Annotated in this window: 17 protein-coding genes; 11 read left to right on the top strand and 6 right to left on the bottom strand. The window is 71.4% G+C overall.

Annotation, left to right across the window (positions count from 1 at the left end; all coding sequences use genetic code 11):
* Positions 1-59 precede the first annotated feature (59 nt).
* Entirely contained in the window at positions 60-479 is a 420-nt protein-coding gene (locus tag IE136_RS21765; RefSeq protein WP_158985007.1) for a YjbQ family protein, read from the top strand.
* A gap of 186 nt (positions 480-665) precedes the next feature.
* Here IE136_RS21765 and IE136_RS21760 read toward each other — a convergent pair whose 3' ends face one another.
* Positions 666-1,853 carry a PucR family transcriptional regulator gene (locus tag IE136_RS21760; RefSeq protein WP_158985005.1) on the bottom strand — a complete coding sequence of 396 codons (1,188 nt, stop codon included), beginning with the start codon at positions 1,851-1,853 and terminating at the stop codon, positions 666-668.
* Positions 1,854-1,941: 88 nt separating this feature from the next.
* Complete coding sequence (locus IE136_RS21755) at positions 1,942-2,124, bottom strand: hypothetical protein (RefSeq protein WP_158985003.1); 183 nt, start codon at positions 2,122-2,124, stop codon at positions 1,942-1,944.
* 237 nt (positions 2,125-2,361) lie between these two features.
* Here IE136_RS21755 and pgfA point away from each other — a divergent pair, with 237 nt between their 5' ends.
* The 8 genes from pgfA (at position 2,362) to IE136_RS21715 (ending at position 13,466) form a co-directional block, all read left to right on the top strand.
* Complete coding sequence (gene pgfA, locus IE136_RS21750; RefSeq protein WP_158985001.1) at positions 2,362-3,315, top strand: cell envelope lipid trafficking protein PgfA; 954 nt, start codon at positions 2,362-2,364, stop codon at positions 3,313-3,315.
* Between the two features lie 321 nt (positions 3,316-3,636).
* Positions 3,637-4,863 (top strand): glycosyltransferase family 4 protein, encoded by a 1,227-nt coding sequence (locus IE136_RS21745; RefSeq protein ID WP_189601157.1) that lies wholly within the window; start codon positions 3,637-3,639, stop codon positions 4,861-4,863.
* Complete coding sequence (locus tag IE136_RS21740; RefSeq protein WP_158984997.1) at positions 4,856-5,605, top strand: class I SAM-dependent methyltransferase; 750 nt, start codon at positions 4,856-4,858, stop codon at positions 5,603-5,605. Before IE136_RS21745 ends, IE136_RS21740 begins: the two co-directional genes overlap by 8 nt.
* A gap of 22 nt (positions 5,606-5,627) precedes the next feature.
* Positions 5,628-9,926 carry an alpha-(1->3)-arabinofuranosyltransferase domain-containing protein gene (locus tag IE136_RS21735; RefSeq protein ID WP_189601156.1) on the top strand — a complete coding sequence of 1,433 codons (4,299 nt, stop codon included), beginning with the start codon at positions 5,628-5,630 and terminating at the stop codon, positions 9,924-9,926.
* Entirely contained in the window at positions 9,923-11,524 is a 1,602-nt protein-coding gene (locus tag IE136_RS21730) for a condensation protein (RefSeq protein WP_229819013.1), read from the top strand. Before IE136_RS21735 ends, IE136_RS21730 begins: the two co-directional genes overlap by 4 nt.
* Positions 11,521-12,315 carry a class I SAM-dependent methyltransferase gene (locus IE136_RS21725; RefSeq protein ID WP_158984995.1) on the top strand — a complete coding sequence of 265 codons (795 nt, stop codon included), beginning with the start codon at positions 11,521-11,523 and terminating at the stop codon, positions 12,313-12,315. The genes IE136_RS21730 and IE136_RS21725 overlap by 4 nt, the downstream gene beginning before the upstream one ends.
* A 3-nt stretch (positions 12,316-12,318) precedes the next feature.
* Complete coding sequence (locus tag IE136_RS21720) at positions 12,319-13,224, top strand: DMT family transporter (RefSeq protein WP_158984993.1); 906 nt, start codon at positions 12,319-12,321, stop codon at positions 13,222-13,224.
* Positions 13,221-13,466: a Trm112 family protein gene (locus IE136_RS21715; RefSeq protein ID WP_158984991.1), complete on the top strand. Its 246-nt coding sequence runs from the start codon at positions 13,221-13,223 to the stop codon at positions 13,464-13,466. The genes IE136_RS21720 and IE136_RS21715 overlap by 4 nt, the downstream gene beginning before the upstream one ends.
* 477 nt (positions 13,467-13,943) lie before the next feature.
* Here the strand turns inward: IE136_RS21715 and IE136_RS21710 are convergent, their stop codons facing one another.
* Positions 13,944-15,188 (bottom strand): PQQ-binding-like beta-propeller repeat protein, encoded by a 1,245-nt coding sequence (locus IE136_RS21710; RefSeq protein ID WP_229819012.1) that lies wholly within the window; start codon positions 15,186-15,188, stop codon positions 13,944-13,946.
* Between the two features lie 922 nt (positions 15,189-16,110).
* Between IE136_RS21710 and IE136_RS21705 the strand changes: the two genes are divergently transcribed.
* Entirely contained in the window at positions 16,111-17,037 is a 927-nt protein-coding gene (locus IE136_RS21705) for a MurR/RpiR family transcriptional regulator (protein WP_158984987.1), read from the top strand.
* A 247-nt stretch (positions 17,038-17,284) separates the two neighbouring features.
* Here the strand turns inward: IE136_RS21705 and IE136_RS21700 are convergent, their stop codons facing one another.
* Both IE136_RS21700 and IE136_RS21695 read right to left on the bottom strand, forming a co-directional pair.
* On the bottom strand, positions 17,285-18,181 hold the full coding sequence (locus IE136_RS21700; RefSeq protein WP_158984985.1) for an RNA polymerase sigma-70 factor: 897 nt from the start codon (positions 18,179-18,181) through the stop codon (positions 17,285-17,287).
* A 24-nt stretch (positions 18,182-18,205) separates the two neighbouring features.
* Complete coding sequence (locus tag IE136_RS21695) at positions 18,206-19,417, bottom strand: NAD(P)/FAD-dependent oxidoreductase (protein WP_158984983.1); 1,212 nt, start codon at positions 19,415-19,417, stop codon at positions 18,206-18,208.
* A gap of 186 nt (positions 19,418-19,603) precedes the next feature.
* On the opposite strand from IE136_RS21695, the gene IE136_RS21690 reads away from it, so the two are divergent.
* Entirely contained in the window at positions 19,604-20,203 is a 600-nt protein-coding gene (locus tag IE136_RS21690) for a DUF998 domain-containing protein (protein WP_158984981.1), read from the top strand.
* 24 nt (positions 20,204-20,227) lie between these two features.
* Here IE136_RS21690 and IE136_RS21685 read toward each other — a convergent pair whose 3' ends face one another.
* Positions 20,228-21,046, bottom strand: coding sequence for an SDR family NAD(P)-dependent oxidoreductase (locus IE136_RS21685; protein WP_158984979.1), 819 nt, complete (start codon positions 21,044-21,046; stop codon positions 20,228-20,230).
* Positions 21,047-21,123 lie beyond the last annotated feature (77 nt).

Here is a 21,123-nt window from a genome sequence, read left to right as displayed (position 1 = left end):
CGCAAGGGGTGTCTGCGTGTGGAGTTTGAGAGGAGTGCTCAGTCAGACACCATGGAGGGATGAGCCAATTCGAGACCCGCACCCTGGACGTCACCACCGGGACATCAGAGACGGTCTACGACCTGACCCGGGAGTGCGCCTCCTTCCTGGAAGACGTTGCACAGGGCCGAGACGGACTCCTGAATGTCTTTGTGCCCCACGCGACCATGGGTGTGGCGCTGATCGAGACGGGAGCGGGGAGTGATGACGACCTGCTGACCGCCCTTCACCACTTGCTCCCCGCCGACGAACGTTGGCAGCACCGCCACGGAAGCCCGGGGCACGGCCGTGATCACGTGATGCCGGCCATCGTCCCGCCCCACGCGACGCTCCCCGTGATCGGTGGCGAACTGGCGCTCGGCACCTGGCAGTCGGTGTGCCTGGTGGACACCAACAAGGACAACCCGGAGCGCCAGGTGCGGTTGAGTTTCCTGGGCTGATCGTGTCGATCAAGATCGTCCTGGGTGTGGCCATCACGTCTCCTCACGCTCCGGCGAGATGCGCCCTACCACCAGGGACGAGATCGACGGCTGCGGAAAGTGCTTGCTCGGAGCACGCCGGCTGCGGCGACCGCGGACGCTGTCAGGCACGAGGTGTCGGGCCGTCCGCCGGCGTCCTCCCGGGGGTCAGTCAGGCGGGGGGACGAGATCTCCGCGCAGCCGTCGGGTACGGAGCACCAGCTCCAGTTCGAAGCGCCGGTCCGGGTCGTCCAGGTCGTCGCCCCACAACTCGCGGAGCTGTCTCAGCCGGTAGCGCACGGTCTGCGGGTGGACTCCGAGCCGGGCGGCCACCTCCGGGGCGCCTCCCCGCGTTTCCAGCCAAGCCAGCAGTGTCTCGGCGAGACGGTGGGCGTGCGCCGGGCCGCCGGACTCGTCCAGCCGCGCCAGCCTCCTTCGCGCAAGATCGTCGATCAACTCACCTGCGGGCAGCAGTACCAGGGCTTCGACGTGCTCGCCGCAGTGCAGGAGCCACCCTCGCGGCAGCAGGCCCTGTTCGATCATCCCGACGGCGGCATCGGCCCATCGCAGCGACGTGGCGGCCTCGGTCACGGGGACCGACGGGCCGATCGCGCCGGACCAGCCGGCGACTGCCCGGTGCAGCAACTCCGCGCGTCCGGGGGCGTCCGGGTCCGGTACGACGAGGCGCGGCCGCTCGCCCTCCATGTCGAACAGCACCTCGTCGCCCACGGCCGGGGCGACCGCCTCCGCGGCAGGGCGAAGCAGCACGGCCACCGCGACCTTCTCGGGCAGGTGCCAGCCCACGTCGGCCGCGCGGTCGGCAAGGACGGCGGACGGATCCGAGCGGTGCTCGGCGAGCAGGAGATTGACGAGAAGACGTTGCAGGCGCAGCCGCTCCCCGGCCTGGCGGGCGATGGCTTCGGCGTAGCCGCGTACCGACTGGGCCACTATCACGTCGAGGTACTCGAACGCGGACTCGGCGAGCTCGTACATGGCTGAGGACGGAATCTCGGCCTGCTGGCCGATCTCCGCCATGCGCCGCCAGGAAAGGCGCACGCCCAGCCGGTAGATCCCCTGAAGGGAGTCCAGGCTGCGCCCGTGTGCGACCTCGCCGCGCCCGAAGTCCCGGAACATCTCGGGAAGGGCGCTCGGCCGGTCCGCGCCGGTGATCATCTGCTCCACGAAGAGCTCCAGCGCGTGCCGGATCGCCACCAAGGCCTTGGGCTCTCCGGACTCGTCGACGTTGAACACCAGGCCCGGGTACTCCCGCCGAATCGCGGCGAGGATGTCCTGGGCCAGCTCGGGGACCTGCTCCAGGGCCCGGTCGGCGAACTGCTGAATCCGTTCTCGTGGCACGTCGCGCCACGCTGACGAGGCTTCCAAACCACCGCTCCTGGATGTCCGGTCTTCATGAGCTCGGTCAGCCGGCCTGCACAGGCACAAACTAGCCCGCGCCGGGGCCAGGTGTGCTGAAGGGCCCGTGGGCGGGCGGGTCGGGGAATGTGACGAGCGGCACGTTCTGCTGCTCGGGTGTGGCGTCGAGAGCGGCGACGATTCCCAAGGCGGCGCCTGTGGCCAGAGCGGCAGCGGCGACGCAGGTCAGGAGGGCGGCGAAGAGTCTGGACATGAGGATGATCGGCCTCTCAGTCGATGAGGTCTGTCACCCAGCGCGCCGGCCCGGTCCGGCGCGGTCAGTATGCGAGGCGCATTGACAGGTGGTCAAGCTCCACCTAGCTTCGCCGTTCACAGCAGTGTTACCACCGGGTAAGTCGCTCATCGCCCCGGACAGGCTGTGATCCGCGCGCGCGGCCCGTCCCGCACCGCCCTGAACTCCCGCATCTCGCGTCCGTATCGGAGTACCCGCATGCGTCGTTCAATATCACCTTTGTCCCTGATTCTGCTGGGTGCCGGTGTCTTTCTGCTGGTGCTCACCCAACTGCTTGCCTGGTACGTGGAGCCGCGCGCCAAACGCACGCCGACCGATACGGTCTCCACGACGGTCTTCGAAGGTCAGGGCAGCTACTTCGACACCGGGTCCGTTTCCACGGTGGACGACCAGACGATAACGATCACCCGCCGGGTGCTGGGGGACGTCGCCGGCAGTGAGCGCACCGGAAACGCGATCTGGGACGTGTCGACCCAGATCGACACGCCGAAGACGCTGCCGCTCGCCGACCCGCGGAAGTCCCTCCAGTGGGCCACCGAACGATGGGTGACCGACCGCCGGACGAACCTTCCGGTGCACTGCTGCGGGGAGAAGCCCGGGTTCGAGGGCGAGGCCTACCTGAAGTTCCCGTTCGACGTCGAGAAGCGCACCTACGCCTGGTGGGACAGCAGTCTGGGTGCCACCGTGCCGCTGGAGTTCGACGAGGTCACCAGGATCGACGGGCACGAGGGCTACCGCTTCGTCGGCGCCGTCAAGGCCACCGCGACGGGCACCCGTCTGGTCCCCGGCGTGCTGGTCGGCAGTTCGAAGCCGGGCCAGGTGCTGGCCGAGGAGTGGTACTCCAACGCGAGGATCGAGCTGACCGTGGACCCGCGAACGGGACGGATCATGAACGCGCTGATCGCCCCGACGAAGACGCTACGGGCCCCGGGTGCACGGAAGGACGCGGTCACCCTGCTGTCCAGCGAGCGGCTGGAATTCACCGACGCGACCCGGCGCGAGCAGGTGAAGCTGGCCTCCGAGGACAGCGGCCGACTGGAGCTGCTCGGTGAGACCGCGCCTCTGGCGGGTGGGATCGCGGGCGGTCTGCTGGTCGCTGCGGGCACGGTGCTGCTGGTTCGGGGCCGACGGCCGCGGCACTCAGAACAGTGATGAAACACGGCTCTTCGAACGGCCCAAACTTGTCACCGCCGTGAGTAGCCGGACGAATCGCTTGGACGAACACTGACGTTACCCCTCAGTAAGACCAGTGTTTCCCGGTGGAACCGGCTCTCCCTCAAGGGTCTCCCACCGTCCCGGTGCAGACAGGACGCCCGCATGTCCAGGTCCGGTCCGGCACCGCAGTACCCGCAGTACCCGCGGCACCTGCAGCACCTGCAGCACCCGCACACCGAGCCAGCCCAGCGCTTCATCCCCGGAAGCCCGGCAACCCCCACCCGCCTGCCTCTCGCAGCCCCGAGTTGGAGCACCTCTATGCCCCAGCGCGCGTCCGCCCTGGCCCTCGGCCAGAAGGACTCCTTTTCCGTCCCCGCTCAAGCCCGCACCGGCAGCCACGTCGCCGACTCGCCTGCCCCTGACCCGCACGTCGCAGCCCCCGACTCACCTCTGCCGCGCAGGATCACCTTTCTCGCCCGCCGTGACTTGGCCAACCGGGCCGCTGGTGGCTCGGAACTGCTCATCGACCGGATAGCCGACGGTCTGACCGCTGACGGCCACGAGATGACGCTCGTGTGCGGCGGACCGGCCGCCCCGCGCGACTACCGGGTGATCTCCGCCGGAGGTGACGCAGGTCACTTCCTGCGCGCCAGGGCGACCTTCGCCCGGGAGGTCGGCGACTGCGACCTGCTGGTCGAGGTGTGCAACGGCATGCCGTACCTGGCGCCGCTGTGGCACCGTGGACCGACGGTGTGCCTGGTCAACCACGTGCATACGGATCTTTGGCAGATGCGTTACCCGGGCCCGGCGGCACGGCTCGGACGCAGGCTGGAGCACTGGGCACTGGCAGGAACGCACCGCGACAACCTGATGGTGGCCGTCTCTGAGTCGACCGCCTCCGAGCTGCGCGGCATCGGCGTGGCTGCGGACCGCATCCGGATCGTCAACAACGGCGTCGAAGAGCCCGGCCCCCTGCTGCCCGAGGCGAAGGAGCCGCTGTTCCTGGCCGTCGGCCGACTGGTGGAGTACAAACGCATCGACCTGCTTCTCAGATTGTGGGAGCGGGTCCGCCCCGTCACCGGTGGTCGACTCGTCATCGTGGGTGACGGTCCCGAACGGGCACGCCTTGAAGCCATGGCCGGCCCCGCCGTGACGTTCGCCGGCCGGGTGTCGGACGCCGAGAAGCACCGGCTGATGTGCGAGGCGTGGCTGCTGCTGCACCCTTCCCTCGTCGAGGGCTGGGGGCTGGTCGTCACCGAGGCGGCCGCCCGGGCCACCCCCGCGATCGGTTTTGACATACCCGGCCTGTGCGACTCCATCGAGGACGGGGAGACCGGGGTGCTCGCCCGGGGCGAGAGTTCGTTCGCCGCCGCGTGGTGCACCTTGTCCCTCAGCACCGAACGGCGCGCGTCCATGGGGCGTGCCGCCGCGCAGCGCGCCAAGCGCTTCCGCTGGAGCGTGACGGTCCGTCAGTTCCAGGAGGTCGCCGCCGAGGCGGTGGCCCGCGCCGCAGTCCAGGAACGCGGCGGGCGCGGCCATGGCTGAGATCACCGAACGCGGATTCAAGGATCCTTCGCTGAGGCGATCGGCCGCTCTCTTCCGGGCGTTCATGCGCGAACCCAGCGATCCCGAACGGTGCTACACCCTGTTGGCCCGCGACTCGGTCGCACAGGTGGCACGTCATATCGACCTGTCCGGCAAGATCGTCGTCGACATCGGCGGCGGCAGCGGCCACTTCACCAAGGAGTTCCGCCGCCGTGGTGCGCAGAGCTACCTCTTCGAGCCCGACCCGCGGGAGCTGAGCGCCGGCGGCCCGGTCACCGAGGACGCGGTGCTCGCCGACGGATATCTGCTGCCGCTCGCCGACGGGGCGGCGGACGTGTGCTTCTCGTCCAATGTGCTGGAGCACGTGTCGGACCCGCGGACGTTCATCAGCGAGATGGTGCGAGTCACCCGCCCCGGCGGACTGATCTACCTGTCGTTCACCAACTGGCTCTCCCCCTGGGGAGGCCACGAGACCGCGCCGTGGCACTACCTCGGGGCCGGCCGGGCCCGCGAACGCTACGAACGGCGCACCGGCCGGAAGGCCAAGCACACGCTCGGCGAGAACCTCTTCCCCGTCCATATCGGTCCCACCCTTCGGCACGTCCGCGGCCGCGACGATGTGCAGGTCGTCACGGCGCGCTCCCGTTACTGGCCATTCCTCGCGAGCACGATCACCCGGGTGCCGGGACTCCGCGAGATCGCCACCTGGAATCTGCTGCTGATTCTCAGGCGAAGCCCATGAGCATGCGAAGCGAGGAACGGTCATGACCACTACGGTCCAGGCGCCCACGCGGGTGCCGCAGCCCGGCCCGAAGCCGTCGGAGGCGTTCGGTGATCCGCGCGGACGACGCCTGCTGTTCGGCTTCTGGGCCGTCGTCCTGGTGTCGTTCCTCGCGGTGTCACCGGGGAAGATGACGTTCGAGACCAAACTCGGCGTCGCCCTCGACCCCTGGCGCTTCATCGGCGACCTCGGTTCGCTGTGGAACGGCAACGTGGGCCTCGGCGGCATAGCCAACCAGTACATCGGCTACGCCTTCCCGGCACTGCCCTACTACGCGCTCATGGACATGCTGCAGGTGCCGGTGTGGGTGGCCGAACGGCTCTGGCTGTCGATCATCGTGACCGCAGCCTTCTGGGGCGCGCTCAGGCTCGCCGAACGGCTGGGCGTGGGGACGCCCGCGTCCCGGGCCGTCGGTGCGGTCGTCTACGCACTGTGGCCCACCTTCACGATCGTCATCGGATCGACCTCCGCCGCCGCGCTGCCGGGTGCCGTGCTGCCCTGGGTGCTGCTGCCGCTGACCTCCGCGAAGTCGAGCCCCCGGACGGCCGCCGCACGTTCGGCCCTGCTGATCCCCTTCATGGGCGGCGTGAACGCCGCCTCGACACTGGCAGCGCTGCTGCCCGTGGGTCTGTACCTGCTCAGCCGCCCTCCCGGCCGGCGTCGGCGGGCGCTGCTGGGCTGGTGGATACCGGGCGTAGTGCTGGCCACCGTGTGGTGGGTGGTCCCGCTGCTCCTGCTCGGCATGCACGGCGAGAACTTCATGCCGTACGTGGAGCAGGCCGACACCACCACCGCCACCATGTCCGCGACCGAGTTGCTGCGCGGCGCCGGCAACTGGGTGGCCTATCTGAACTTCGGTGAGGCATGGCTGCCGGCCGGCTGGACCGTCGCGACCTCCGTCGTCACCGTTCTCGGTTCCGCGTTCGCCGCGGCGCTGGGGCTGGCGGGCCTGGCCCGGCGGGACCTGCCGGAGCGCCGCTGGCTGATGCTGACCGTCCTGGCCGTCGTCCTGATCGCGCTCGCCGGGTACGGCGGAGCCTTCGGCGGTCCGTTCCACGGTGCCGTCCAGGACTGGTTGAACGGGCCGCTGAAGCCGTTCCGCAACATCTACAAGTTCCAGCCGGGACTGGCCCTCGCGCTCGCCCTCGGACTGACCCATCTGACAGCCGTGCTGTCCGAGAGCAGGGGGTCTCGCGCACTTCGCCGTCGCCGCTGGGTGCCCGCTGCCACGGCGGTGTTGGTACTGCCCGGTCTGGCGCTTCCGTACGCCAACGGCTCGATCCTGCAGCCCGGGGCGTTCGCCAAACTGCCCACCCATTGGGAGAAGGCCGCCGACTGGCTCAAGGACAACGCCCCGAACAGCCGGGCACTGGTCGTACCGGCGACGGCGCACGGCATCTACACCTGGGGATCCCCCATCGACCAGCCGTTCGACGTACTGGCCGAGACCCCCTGGGCGCAGCGTGACTTCGTCCCCTTCGGTACTCCCGGAGCACGCCGTATGACGGACGCGGTCGAGCAGGCGCTGCTGTCGGGCTCCGAGGTTCCGGGCCTCCAGGCCTACCTGGCACGGGCCGGCATGCACGAGGTGGTCGTCCGCAACGACCTCGACCCCGACCAGATCGGCTATGTCCCGCCGCAGACGGTGAAGCGGACCCTGGAATCGTCCGGCTACCGCAAGATCACCGGGTTCGGACCGCTGGTGACCGGCGGACGCATCGCCGCCGACACCCCGCTCCAGGTTCAGGGGCTCTACCCGCGGCTCCAGGCCGTGGAGATCTATCAGCCGCAGGACCGCGACGGGAGGCCCGACCGGGTCGGCGTCTCGGCCGTGGCCGACACGGCCGTGGTCAGTGGCGGACCCGAGGCGCTGCTCCAGCTGTCCGCCGACCCCTCGATGGCCGAGCGGCCGGCCGTACTGGCGGGGGACGGTCTTCCCCAGGGCGTCGTCCCGCCGGTGAAGGCGGTCGCGGATGGGTTGCGTCGAGCCGACACCCGGTTCGGCCTGGTCAACATCAACACCTCGTACACGTACACCGCGGACGAGCGCAATCACTCCGGCAGCCTGCAGAACCCGGGCGAGAAGCCCAAGCAGATCCTGCCGTCGGAGGGCATCGACCACCAGACGACGGCGGTGCTGCGCGGTGCCCGTGCCGTGACGGCTTCCAGCAGTGGCAACTGGCTGTTCCACCTGCCGCAGTACGACCCGGTGAACGCCTTCGACGGCAACCCGGACACCGCGTGGGCCGAGGGCAGTCCGGGCAAGCCGGCCGGACAGTGGCTCAGAGTGGAGTTCTCCCGGCCGACCGACATCCCGGCCTCCATCCGGCTGACGCCCCTGCCGGGCGACTCGATGCGCGCGGCACCCACCCAGGTGCGGATCGAGACCGACCGCGGTTCGGCCGACAGCCCCCTGCAGACGAACGGCCTGCCGCAGACCGTCACGGCTCCCTCGGGCGAGGCCTCCTGGATGAAGATCACCATCGTTGCCGCGCAACAGGCGCGCCCGGGCCTCTCCGGGGCCGGATTCGCCGAGGTGTCGATCCCGGACGTGCAGGTGACGCGCATGCTGGTGCTGCCTGCCGACGCGGAGCACACCGACGCGGCGGCGAGCGTGTACTCCCTGCACCGCGGCACCGACGCGGGCGGCCTGTCGCCCGTATCGGCCGAGGTGGGACTGCACCGGCGGTTCAGCACCCGTGAACCGGGCGAGTACCAGGTGTCGGCGCGAGCCGTCGCCGTGCCCGGCGGCGCGCTCGACGAACTGCTCGACCGCTCGGCCCCCGGGCCGAAGGAACGGGTGACGGCCGGCGTGGACTCCATCAGCCGCAACGGCACGTCACTCAGCGCCCGCAACCTGGTCGACGGTGACCTCACCACCGCCTGGATCGCGGGCGACCGGCCCGTCATCCACCTGAGCTGGCCCCGGAAGAAGAAAATCGACGAGGTCATCCTCGCGCCGGCGGGCGGGGTGTCCACCCGGCCCGAGCAGGTGATGATCAGCTCCCCGCACGGCGCCGCGGTGGCCGACGTCGACGAGAACGGGCGGGTCCGCTTCCCGCGGATCGAGACGAACCGGCTCGACATCACCATCAGCAGGGTCGCCCCGCTCACCGTCCACAATCCGGTGGCGAACGCGGGGTTGCAGCTGCCGGTCGGGCTGAGCGAGGTGCACGTTCCCGCACTGGCCGATCTGCGAGTGCCGCGGGCCAAGCCGTCCGCGCGCTTCTCGCTGCCGTGCGGTGAGGGCCCGGACCTCGCTGTGGGCGGTGTCCTGCACAAGACGAAGGCCTCAGGACTCGTCCGGGACCTCACCGAGCGGCGCCCCGTCACCGTCGCCCTCTGCGCGGGGGAGGAGAAGGACGGCACCCTGGAACTTCCGCCCGGCGATCACGAGGTGGAGGCGGGTGACGCGGGGCCGCTGGCGATCACCGACGTCACGCTGACCCGGGGCACTCCACGAGAACTGGAGGGAGCGGCGGGTCGCGAGGCCACCGTCACCCGGTGGACCGACGACAGCCGGACCGTTTCCGTGGCGGCCGGCTCGGGCGAGGCGACGTACCTGCGGACCTACGAGAACGCCAACGACGGTTGGAAGGCCACCCTGGACGGCACGGAGCTGGAGCCGGTGCGCCTCGACGGCTGGCAGCAGGCCTGGGTGATTCCGGCCGGGGCGTCCGGCACGGTGACCATGGAGTTCGAGCCCTCGGAGTCGTACCGGGCAGCCCTGATCGGCGGTGCGTTCGCCCTCGTCGCCCTGGCCGCCCTGGCCTTCGTAGGCCGCCGACGCGGAGACGGGGGGACCGACGGGGAGCTGCCCGAGCCGCCGCCGCCGGGGATGCTGCTCGGAACACTTGCGCTGACCGCGGTCGTCGCGGTGGCGGCGGGGCCGCTGGCCCTGGTCGTGCCCGTACTCGCCCTGGCGGCACGATTCCGGCCGGCCGTGCTGGTGCCGACCGCGGCGGCGGCGATGGCCGGAGCGGGCCTTGTCGCGGCCGTCGGCGCCGGGGAGCCGGTCGCCACCGGGGAAGGCCCGTTCAGCGGCTTCGCCCAGGTGCTCGCGCTGGTGGCCCTGGCCTCCGCCCTGGTGACTGCGGTGAGGCCGGCGTCCGTTGCCACCCGTGGGCGTGGCGACGGGCGCGGGCGTGACGACGGGCGCGAGGACGGCGATTCCGACGCGCCGGAAGCCGGACCGGTGGTCACGGCCAAGCCGCGCGGAACCGGCGACGGGCACCGGCCGGAGCCGCCCCTTCGGCGGCCGGAAGGCGGTGGCCCCTCGTGATCGCGCCCTGGGCCCCCGCCGGGGGGACCGACACCCCTCCCGGCGGGGTCCGGATCCCCTTTCCGACCGTCGACGAGGTGTCGCGGCACTGCCTCAGTGACGATGAACCGGAGAGCGTGCACATCGAGGTACATCTGCCCGGACGACTGGACCCGGCACGGCTGCGGACCGCGTTCCGGCGGGCGCTGCTGACGCACTCCAGGGTGCTGGTGCGGGAAGTGCCCGGCCGTCGGCACCGGCGGTCCTTCGAGTGGGAGCTGACCGGCGAACCGGACAGCGACCCGGTGGGCCTCGGGGGGCGGGGCCCCGACGCGTTGGCCGCTGCCCGGGCCCGCGCGCTGAGCGCATGCCCGCCGCTCACCCTGTCGCCGCCCCTGCGCCTGGAAGTCGTCGAGATGGACGGGGGAACGGGCGCCCCGGGGCCGTCGGCGGCGGGCGAGGCTTCGCAGACCGGGACCGTGCTCCTGCTGACGATGCATCACACCGCTCTCGACGCGCCGTCGGGGCTGCGGCTCCTCGCCACGACCGCGGAACAGTACGGAGGAGTGGACCCCGTCCCGGTCACCGGGCGGGTCCGGCCGGGGCGCCCGGGCCCCGCTCCGAGGGGGACAGGCCGCGCCGTACGTACGCGCCCCGTACGCGTCGCGCCGGACTCCCGCCCCGAGCCGGTACGCGCCCGCGCCGTGGGCAACGGCATGCTGCAGACGGACCTGCCCGTTCCTCGGCGTGTGACGCGGGACGGAGACCACTCGCCCTGGACCGTCAACGACCAACTGCTGGTCGCCGCATCACTGATGGTGACCCGCTGGAACGTCTCGCGCGGCCGGCCCGCCGGTTCGGTACGGATCACGATGCCCGTCGACGACCGGCCGCGCGGCACGGAGATGCCGATGGGAAACGGAACCCGGCTCGTCGAGGTGGCCATGACCCCCGAGGACCCGCACGACACGGACCTGCTGCTCGGTGAGCGGCCGGACTTGGCAGCCGTGGCCCGGTTGCTGCGCACCACCGCTCGGCGCACCCACGCACTGAAGTCGGCCCAGGGCGCCCCCCTGGGTGCCGGGGCGAGTCTGCTGACCGCACCGCTGCTGCCGGTCGGCATCCGGGGCGTGCTCACCCGTGGCGCACGGCGGGTGGCGGCGCCCTGGATGTCGACGGCACTGGTCACCAACATCGGACGCGTGCCGTACACGCTGGACTTCGGCGACGCCGGCCGGGCGACGGCCGTGTGGTTCTCCGCACCGGCGCGGATGCCGCGCGGGCTGAGCGTGGCCGCGGCTTCCACCGGCGGGCGACTGCATGTGACGTTGCGCTGGTCGCGGGCGCTGCTCGATGACGCGGCCGGTGCGGACCTGGTGGGCTTGTTCGCGGCGTCGCTGTCGACGACGTCTTTCACCTCTGCCGGGGCGAATGCTCCGGGGGCCGGGCCGGGAGCCGCGACCGGGGAGGTGGACGCCACCGCCGCGGACGCCGAGGCGACTCCGGCCCGGGATCACGCACCGGGCCCGGGCGGCCCGTACCACCGTGACACGCATCATCCCGACCCGACACCAGGTGGAGCCCGCTCCGCCCAGGACCACCACAAGAGGCCGTCATGACTCTCTCCGCCAGCGGCTCCGCAGCAACCGGGAAGTCGCCCGAGGCGGCGGTGACTTCGCCGGGCCCGCCGGCTCCCGGGCTGCGGGACTTCTACGAGAACCCCACCGTTCCCGTCGCCTCCGGGGAAGCCCGTACCCTGCGCCAGGCCCGGATGCTGGCCGATGCGCTCGGCCCCGTCGGACCCGGCCGCCCGGCCGCGACCGTGCTCGACGTGGGTTGCGGGGACGGCTCGGCGGGAGCGACCGCCACCCGCGTCCTGGACGGGCACCGCATCGTGGGGATCGACTGGTCGCAGGACGCGCTACGCAGGGCGGCGCCGCGCCTGAGCCAGGTCGTCCGCGGCGAGCTGACCGGCAGCGGGCTGCCGTTCGCCTCCGGCAGCGCCGACGCCGTGCTGTTCAGCGAGGTCGTCGAGCACCTTGTCGACCCCGACAGTGCCCTCGACGAACTGCGCAGGGTACTGCGTCCGGGTGGGCATCTGATGCTCTCGACTCCGAACCTCGGCGCCTGGTACAACCGCGCCCTGCTGCTCGCCGGGGTCCAGCCGGTGTTCTCCGAGGTGAGTCTGCGCCGCATCCACGGCAGACCGGGCAAGGAGGTGGTGGGCCATCTGAGGCTGTACACGGCACGCGCGCTGCGTGAGTTCGTGGCGGCGTCCGGGTTCGAGGTGGTGACGGTCGCCGGTGCGCCGTTCCACGGAGTGCCGCGCCCGCTCCGCCCGCTGGACCGCTTGGCCTGTGGGCTGCCGTCCCTCGCCTCCATCCTCCTCGTGCATGCGAAAAAGGTGTAGCGCGTGGTGTGGGGTGTGATCGCCGCGCTGGTGGCGAACGTCCTGTACAGCACCGGCTTCGTCCTGGAGAAGCGGGCGCTGGCAGGCATGCCGCCGCTGAGCGCCGCACAGCCGGGCCGGGCCCTGATCCTGCTGGCCTGCAGGCCCTTGTGGATCTGCGGGGCCATGGCGCTGGCCCTGGGGTTCGCCGCGCAGCTGGCTGTCTACCGCACACTGCCGATCGCCGCCGCCCAGGGCTTGTTCCTGTCCGGGCTGGTACTCCTGCTGGTGCTCTCGTCGGTGGTGCTCGGTGAGCGCCCCTCCGGCCGTGAGCGGCGTGCGGTGGCTGTCATCGGTCTGGCGCTGGTGATGGTGGTGGCCTCGCTGTACGAGTCCAGCGAGGAGATCAGCCGCAGCGCGCCCGCGGGTACCCTGCTGGCACTGTGCGTGCCGACCCTCGCGGCCGGTCTGGCGCTCTACACGGCCGCGGAGCGGCGCGCCCGTCGGCGCCATCGGCAGCCGACCACAGGAGTGGCCTACGCGGTCGCGGTCGGTCTGATCTACGGCGTCAGCTCGCTCGCCATCAAGGGCGTCTCCGGGCATCTGGACACGTCGGACCTCCTGGGTAGCGTGCCCGCCCTGGTCTCCTCCCCGTACCCGTACCTCCTCCTGCTCACAGGGGTCAGTGGGCTGGTGCTGTCACAGACCGCGCTCCAGCGTTGCCGGGCCTCGCTGATCGTCCCGGTGTGCTCGACGGTGACCTGTGTGTTCACCATCGTGAGCGGCACGATCGCGTTCGACGAGCCGCTGCCCGACAACTCGTTGCGGCTGTTACTGCGTCTCGGCGGCATCGTGCTCGCACTGACGGTTCTGCTCACCCTGCCGCGACACGACGCGGACACCCCCACATCCGAAGGAACCCGGTCATGAAGCCTGACAACCCGCTGCTGAAGATCCTCGCCTGCCCGCTCGACAAGGGGCCGCTGATCCTCGACGAGAGCGGGGGCGCGCTCTACAACCCGCGCCTGCGTCGTCGCTATCCGATCGTCGATGGCATTCCTCAGCTGCTTCCTTCCTCCGGAGTGCAGGCCGTCGAGGAGGGACCTGCCGTCGAGAACGAGCATGACGTCTCCGCCGGACTGTCCGACTCCGCAGGCCGGGACCGCGCTTAGGCCGCGTCGACCGGACGGCCGGGAGGCGCCCGGTGGCCTCGGGCGCACCTGTCGGGGCGAGGACAGCCGGCCGGGCCCAGACCCGGCGCCCTCGTCCGAAGCTCGCTCTGGGGATCTGGGGCTACGGGCTCCGGGCTCCGGGACGAGTGGACCATGTTCGACGGGCCGGCGTTCGCCACCGTGGACCAGCCGGCCGCACTGCGGTCACCTGCTCGCTGCGGGACGAGCCGTTTCGGCCATTCCTCCCGCCTCTGCGAGGGCCGCGCCCGGGTGACCCGTCGAGCGCCGCACAAGCCACCGTGTCCACCAGGTCGACTCCGGCACGAATATGCCGGCGGTCGCGGGTGGGAGAGGGGCTGGAGGACGGTCGGAGTCCGTGCGGAGGTTGAGCTCGACTGCTGCCCACAGACAGCCGGCGCCCAATCGGTGACCGCTCCGAAGGCCCGTGCCGGACGTCCGGGAACGGCTGCGCGGGTGTCAGACGGGCAGCGCGTGCAGTTTCTTGCCGTGCAGGGCGAACACGTGCTTCCCGTCCGTGGCCACCAGCCACGCGTGATAGTCACCGGTCTTGTCGTTGAACGTCCATCGCACGGCACCGGTCTTCGCGTCTATGGCTATCACGCCGCCCCGCTCGTCCAGGTCTGTGGCCGCGTACAGGACATCGCCCACCTTCACGTACTGCCGCGGCACCGTGAGATTCGCGTCGGCGAGCGCCGTCGACTGCCAGATCTCCTTGCCCGTACGGGGGTCGAGGGCACGCATCGTGCGGTCGCTGTCGACGATGTAGAGCACGTCGTCCAGGACGGCCGGCTCCTTGAAAGCGACGTAGCTCTCGGCGGTCTCCACCGACCACTTCGCCGAGCCGTCGGCCAGGCCGAAAGCCAGAAGCTTCGGACCCTGCGGAACGATCACCAGATCCTTGTACACGGCGAAGAAGCCGTAGTTGGTCTTGGCGGTTTTGTGCGTCCACACCTGCTTGCCGGTGGCGGTGTCGCGCACCGTCAGGTTCTTCTTGAAGTCGGTGTACACGAGGTGGCGACCCTCGGCATGGGCGTGGATACCGTTCTGCTCGGTGCCGAAGTCGCGCTGTTCCTTCCACGCCACTCTGCCCGTAAGGCTGTTCAGCGCGGCGATCACGTTGGTCTTGGACGAGCCGTCGGCCTCCTGGATCTCGGCGATGACGTACACCTGATCGTCGTCCACCGCGATCGGTCTCGGCTGCCGGTACTCCTTGCCCAGGTGGCTGCGCCAGGTCTGCTTGCCCGAGGCCGGGTCGTAGCCGGTGACGGTGCCGTCGTATGTAGCGCTGGCCAGGTACAGCGTGCCGCTGCCGAGTAGCATCGGTGCCCCGGGGGTCGCGCCGTCCTCCAGTGACCACTGCTCCTTGCCCGACGCCGCGTCCAGTGCGACCAGTGGAGCACCGCTGGCGATCACCACACCGCCCGCGGCCACGAGCTCGTCGTTGTCGCCGTAGGTCTGGGCGGATGTCGTCTTCGTCCACAGCGGCTCAGGAGCCTGGCCGTCCTCACCGGCGCCGCCCCCGGCCGGCTTGTCCCCGCCGACCGGCTCGGACCCCCCGGATCCGCCGGCATCGGAGCCGTCCTCGCGACAACCTGCCACACCTGCGGTCAGCACGGCCAGCGTGAGACCGCCGCCGGCCAGCCGTAGTGCACGCCGCCGGGAGAACCTGCCACCCGGCATGCCGTCTCGTCGCATGGTCATGTCGCCGTACCCCCGTGGAGTCGTCAGAGCAGAAAGGTGCATGGTCGGCGCCGCACGGACGTGCGACCCCGAGGTCAGGAACGCTATCCGTCACTGCACGACACAGGAGACGGCCGGGTCCCAACCGCGACAGCTTCGTGAACCAATCGGGACACCACACGGGAACTGCGGCCTCAGTCGTCGTCAGCGGGATCGGCCCGCGCATGGCCGAGGTCGAAGTACGGTTGGGGTTGTCCTTGCGGAGGTTGGCGGACACCAACAAGGACAACCCGGAGCGCCAGGTGCGCCTGTCGTTCCTCGGGTAGCGACGGGTACTGCGGGACTGAAGGCGGACCCTCCGGTCGTACCGATCGGTCCGCTCAGAGCCTTGGAGCCGCGGTGCGAGACCAAGAGCGGGTCGCGGTGGGCCGGCGCGGAGCAGGATGACCACGACAGGGCGCTTGCGGCATCACGGCTCCGTGAACCAGGACCCGGTCGCGGAGATCGCGAAGGCCGCTGGGCGGGACATCCGCTGGGTGCCGCTGAGCGCGGAGGCATTCGCGGACGATCAGCGTGCGCAGGGGGCGCCCGAGGAATGGGTGGCAATGCCGGCCGGCCCGTACGAGCAGGTGGGTTCCGGCGGTCTCGGCTGGCTCAGCGGCGACGTGGCGACGGTGCCGGGGCGCCCGCCCCGGGACTTCACCGGCTTCACCCGCGCGCCGCCGCAGCGCCGGGCACCTGGGACGCCTGACGGGGTGCGCGTCGCGACGCGGGCGCCCCCAACTCACCTCAGCGCGACAGGTGTTCCGCAGCGGCCCCGCCGGCGGCCATCGCCCCGGGTGGCCCCCGGCTCCACCCGTTCCACCGGCGAGTGCCGCGTCCGGCGGGGGCCCTGGGCGTGTGAACTATCTTGGGCAGCAGTGGGACGAGAAGGAGGCACACCGTGCCATCTGGGCAGCAGGCGCGCGCACAGGCCGCGGCGATCACACCGGGCAGACGCTCGGCCGAGACGGAGGCGGCTTCCCCCGCCGAACGGGTGCGGTCTCTGTTCGGCGGGCACCGGCTGTCGCCCGCGCAGCGGCGCATCGCCCAGTTCCTGATCGACCACCTCACCGAGGCCGCGTTCCTGTCGATCACCGAGCTCGCTGAGCGGGTGGGTGTCAGCCAGCCATCGGTGACCCGGTTCGCCTCGTCCCTGGGGTTCAGCGGGTACCCCGCCCTCCGGGAGGCCCTGCAGCCCATCGCGCTCAGCGCGGTCGCCGGCGCACCGGCCGGGGGCGAGGAGAGGCTCCGTAACGAACTCCAGTCGGCGGTCGACGCCGAGATCGAGAACCTGACGGCCCTGCGGCGTGTGCTCGCCGACCCCGACCGGATCCTCGACATCGGCCGCGAACTGGCCCGGTCCGTGCCTCTGACGGTCCTCGGTCTGCGGATCTCGGTCTCACTCGCCGAGTACTTCGCGTACGCCGCGCGCCGCATCCATCCCGATGTACGGGTGGTGACGCGGGGCGGCAGTGTCGCCTACGACGCGCTGCTCCAGGCGCGCGAGGCGGGCGGCACATGGGTGCTGGCCTTCGCGATGCCCCGGCATGCCAACGAGACCCTCGCCGTCGTCCGCGCCGCGCGCGACGCCGGCCTGGCCGTCGCGCTGATCACCGACCTCGCGCTCGGGCCGCTCGTCGACGAGGCCGATGTGGTGTTCACCGCCGGCACGGGCTCACGGCTCGTCTTCGACTCGTACGCGGCGCCTGGGGTGCTGTCGGCGGCCATCCTCCAGGCCATGGCGGACGCGGACCCGGAGCGTACGCAGATCCGGCTGGAGAAGTACGAGCAGGCGGCGGAACAGCACCACTTCTTCCTGGACGACTGAACGTTTTCACGCCGTCGAAGTGCATGAAAATTTTCATTCCCTTGCCTACTCGACGGTATGGATATTTACTAAGGGTGCCCTCCCCGGGCCCGGACAGAACACCGCAGGGTCGCCCCCTCCTCCTCAGACGGCCCTCGTGTTTGAACGGCGCAGCCGCGCGCTCAGCGCGGGTGCTTGTGGGCGGCTCCGGTCAACCCCTGGGCCGGAGCCGCCACACAGAAGCCGGAACCAGGACCCCGGTGCCTGTTCATCGCAGGGTGAGCGACGCCTCGGATCCGACGTGGGACAGTTTCTCCGGGTTGCGGACGTAGTAGAGACCGGTGATGCGGGCGTCCTCGACACGGGCGACCATGACGCCGTCCAGTTCGCCGTCCACGTGCACGACAAGCGCCGGGCCGCCGTTGACCACGGTCGGAGCGACGGTGATCGCGCGCTTGTGCCTGCCGAGACCTCCGAGCAGGAAGCGGGCCACCTTGTCGGCGCCGGTGATCGGCCGCAGCGCGGCCCTCTTGATACCGCCGCCGTCGCTCATCAGGACGACATCCGGGGCGAGCACGTCGAGGAGGGCCTGCGGGTCCCCTGTTTCGGCCGCGCGCCGGAACGACTCCAGCGCCGCACTCGTCACACTCGGCGGAACCGCCTGGCGCGGGCGGCGGGCGTCGACGTGCCGGCGGGCGCGGTGCGCGATCTGGCGGACGGCCGCCGGGCTCTTGTCGACCGCGGCGGCGATCTCGTCGTAACCGACGTCGAAGACCTCCCGCAGCACGAAGACGGCCCGTTCGGTCGGCGACAGTGTTTCGAGGACGAGCATCATCGCCATCGACACGCTCTCGGCGAGTTCGACGTCGTCCGCCACGTCCGGCGCGGTGAGCAGCGGCTCGGGCAGCCATGAGCCGACGTACGCCTCCCTGCGGCGCTGCAGCGTGCGCAGCCGGTTGAGCGACTGCCGGGTCGTCATCCGCACCAGGTACGCGCGCTCGTCGCGCACCTGCGTCATGTCGACCTCGACCCACCGCAGCCAGGTCTCCTGGAGGACGTCCTCGGCGTCGGCGGCCGATCCGAGCATCTCGTACGCGACGGTGAAGAGCAGGTTGCGGTGGGCGACGAACGTCTCGGTCGCCGGGTCGGTGGTGCGGTCGGTCATCTCTCGACCCTCTCGTTCATCGATTCAGGACCGGTCGGCGGCGGGCGTTGCAGCCGGAGCCGCCGGGGTGGCCGCCCGCAGCAGCTGCCGGCGCTCGGCGCCTCCCGGCATGCGGTGCAGACTGTACGAGCCGGGCTTGCGTGCCTCGTCGCCCAGATGCTTGACGACGGACTTGCACACGAACTCCTTGAGCTTCGCACCGGGGCGGCCGTCGATGTGGAACCACAGCGCGACGTCGTTCCTGTGGGCGAACTGGAAGATGCCGGCGCGTCGGCCCAGGCTGACGCACTGGCCAGCGAACACCTGGTTGAGGGGCGCGGGCCGCTCGCCCGCGATCCGGCTGAGCACCGTGTCGGCGGCCCGCGCGCCCAGAGGCATCGCCGCCTGGCAGCTCATCCGCAGCGGCAGGTTCGACGGCGCCGCCGAGTCGCCGGCCGCGACGATACGTGCGTCGTCCACGCTGGTCAGGGTCTCGTCCGTGAGCAGGCGGCCCAAGGCGTCGGTGCTCAGACCGCTGCGGGCGGCCAGCTCCGGCACGCCGAATCCGGCGGTCCAGACGGTCACCTCGCTCGGCAGCGTGCGCCCGCCGCTGAGCCGCACGGCATCACGGGTCACCGCGGTCACCTTCGTGTCCGGGCCTTCGAGCACGGTGACACCGAGGCCGGCCAGCCGCCTGGCGACCGATCGCCGGCCCCGACGGTGCAGGTACGGGCCGAGCACCCCGCCGCAGACGAGCGTCACAGCGCGGCCCTCCTCCGCCAGTTCGGCGGCGGTCTCGATGCCGGTCGGGCCGCCTCCGACCACCGTCACGGCGGCGGTGGCCGACGCGGCGTCGAGGACGGGCCGCAGCCGCCGGGCCTCCTCCAGCGTGGCGATCGGGTAGGCGAACTCCGACGCTCCGGGCACGCGCGGGTCGGCGCTGCCACTGCCCACCGCGTACACCAGATGGTCGTAGCCGAGCGTGCCGCCGCTCGCCAGCGTCACCCCGCGCTCGGCCGCGTCGATCCGCGTCACGGTGTCGACCACCAGCCGGACGCCCTCGCGCAGGACCTCTCGGTAGTCGACGACCGCCTCGTGGGAGCCGGCCACCAGCTGGTGCAGACGGATCCGCTCGACGAAGGTCGGGCGCGGGTTGATCAGTGTCACGGCCACGTCGTCACGCTGTGTCAGGCGGTTGGCGGCCATCACGCCGGCGTACCCGCCGCCGATCACGATCACCTCGGTGTTCTCGGTCATGGTGTCTCCTTCGGAGCCAGAAGCGGTTCACGGTGTACGACCTCTAGACACCGGGCGACCGGGCGATGTGACATCGCACGACCTCGTGTGACCCGGAACACTCCGCGGCGGGTCCCGCAGGCCCATTCGGATTCCCTCCCGTGCGTGCGCCCGGGGAGGAACGATCGAGCGCTCTACGGTGGGCCGATGCGATCCGTACCCAGGTGGGCCCTGTTCTCGTCGGGGAGCGCCCCCGTCCTGCTGGTCGGCGGCTGGATGATCGCGGCACAGCTGGAAGGGCCCGCCTATGACCCCGTCAGACAGACGATCAGCGTCCTGGCTGCCTACGGCGCCGCCGGATTCTGGGTGATGACCGGAGCGTTCCTCGCGTTGGGCCTCTGCCACCTGCTGACCGCCTGGGGGCTGCGCGCCGCCGCGTTCGCCGGGCGGGTGGCGCTGGCCGGCGGCGGGGTGGCGGCGCTGGTGGTGGCTCTGCTCCCGGCGCCGAGCAGCGGGGGGTCCCTGCGCCATGGGGCGGTCGCCGTGATCGGGTTCGCCCTGCTGGCGCTGTGGCCGGTTCTGGCCGCCGATCGCGGCCGATCCGCACCCTGGGGCCTGCGGCCCGTGCCCGCCCTCGCGGCGACCACGGCGATGGCCCTCGGTGCGGGCTGGTTCCTGATCGAGCTGAACGGCCACGGCGCCGCGGGCGTCGCCGAACGCCTCGTCACGTGTATGCAGTCCCTCTGGCCGCTGGTGGTCGTCGTCTCCTGCGTCTGGCATCCCGACGACGACGAATCCCCGGCATGACCGGCCACTGACCGAAGACGGGCATCAGGCGCGCGGCGTCCGGGGCTCGATCCGGAAGTCGAAGGCGAGGGTGCCCGGATCGAGAGCGGTGGCGCCGCCGTCGACGGTGAGCACCGCTCCGTTGACGAACGAGGAAGCGGGCGACAGCAGCCAGGCCACGGCCTCGGCGACCTCGCGCGGCTCACCGGGCCGCCCGGCGGGCAGCACCCGCGTCACCTCCTCGTACGCCGCCTCGACACCGCCCTCCCCGAGCCCCGCCTCCTCGGCGAACCGGTCCATCCGGCGGTCCGCCATGTCGGTGCGCACCCAGCTGGGGCACACCGTGTTGGCCCGCAGGCCCTGGGCCCCGTAGTCGACCGCGAGTGAACGGCAGAGCTGGAGCAGCGCCGCCTTGGAGGTGGCGTAGGCGGCGTTGCCCACGCCGTTGCGCAGGGCGGACACCGAGGCGACCGCGACCACCGCGCCACGGGCGGCGAGCAGATGGGGGAGGGCGGCGCGCAGCAGATGGAAGGGCCCGGTGAGGTTGGTCCGCATCACCGTCTCCCAGTCCTCGGGCGTCACCTCGCCCACGCCGCCGCCGCGCCCGATACCGGCGTTGAGGACGAGCCCGTCGAGGCGGCCGTACGCGGCGACGGCCGCGTCGACGAGTGCGCGTACCGCGTCGGGGTCGCCGATGTCGGACGGGAACGCCAGGGCCCCGGTCTCCTCCGCGACGAGCCGCAGGGGCTCGGGCCGGCGCCCGGAGATCACCACCTGGTGCCCCGCTTCGCGCAGCAGCCGGGCGGTCGAGGCACCGATGCCCGTCCCGCCGCCGGTCACGAGGTACACGCGCTGGTCCGTCATGGTCGTCGAGCCTCCGCCGTCGTCAGCCGGGTCGGTCGGCCGTCGTCGTCCGCCGGCATCGTCCGCCTTCCTCATGA

It is taken from the genome of Streptomyces lateritius (assembly GCF_014649715.1).
Lineage (GTDB): Bacteria > Actinomycetota > Actinomycetes > Streptomycetales > Streptomycetaceae > Streptomyces > Streptomyces lateritius.
This window is presented reverse-complemented; position numbering and strand designations above follow the sequence as displayed.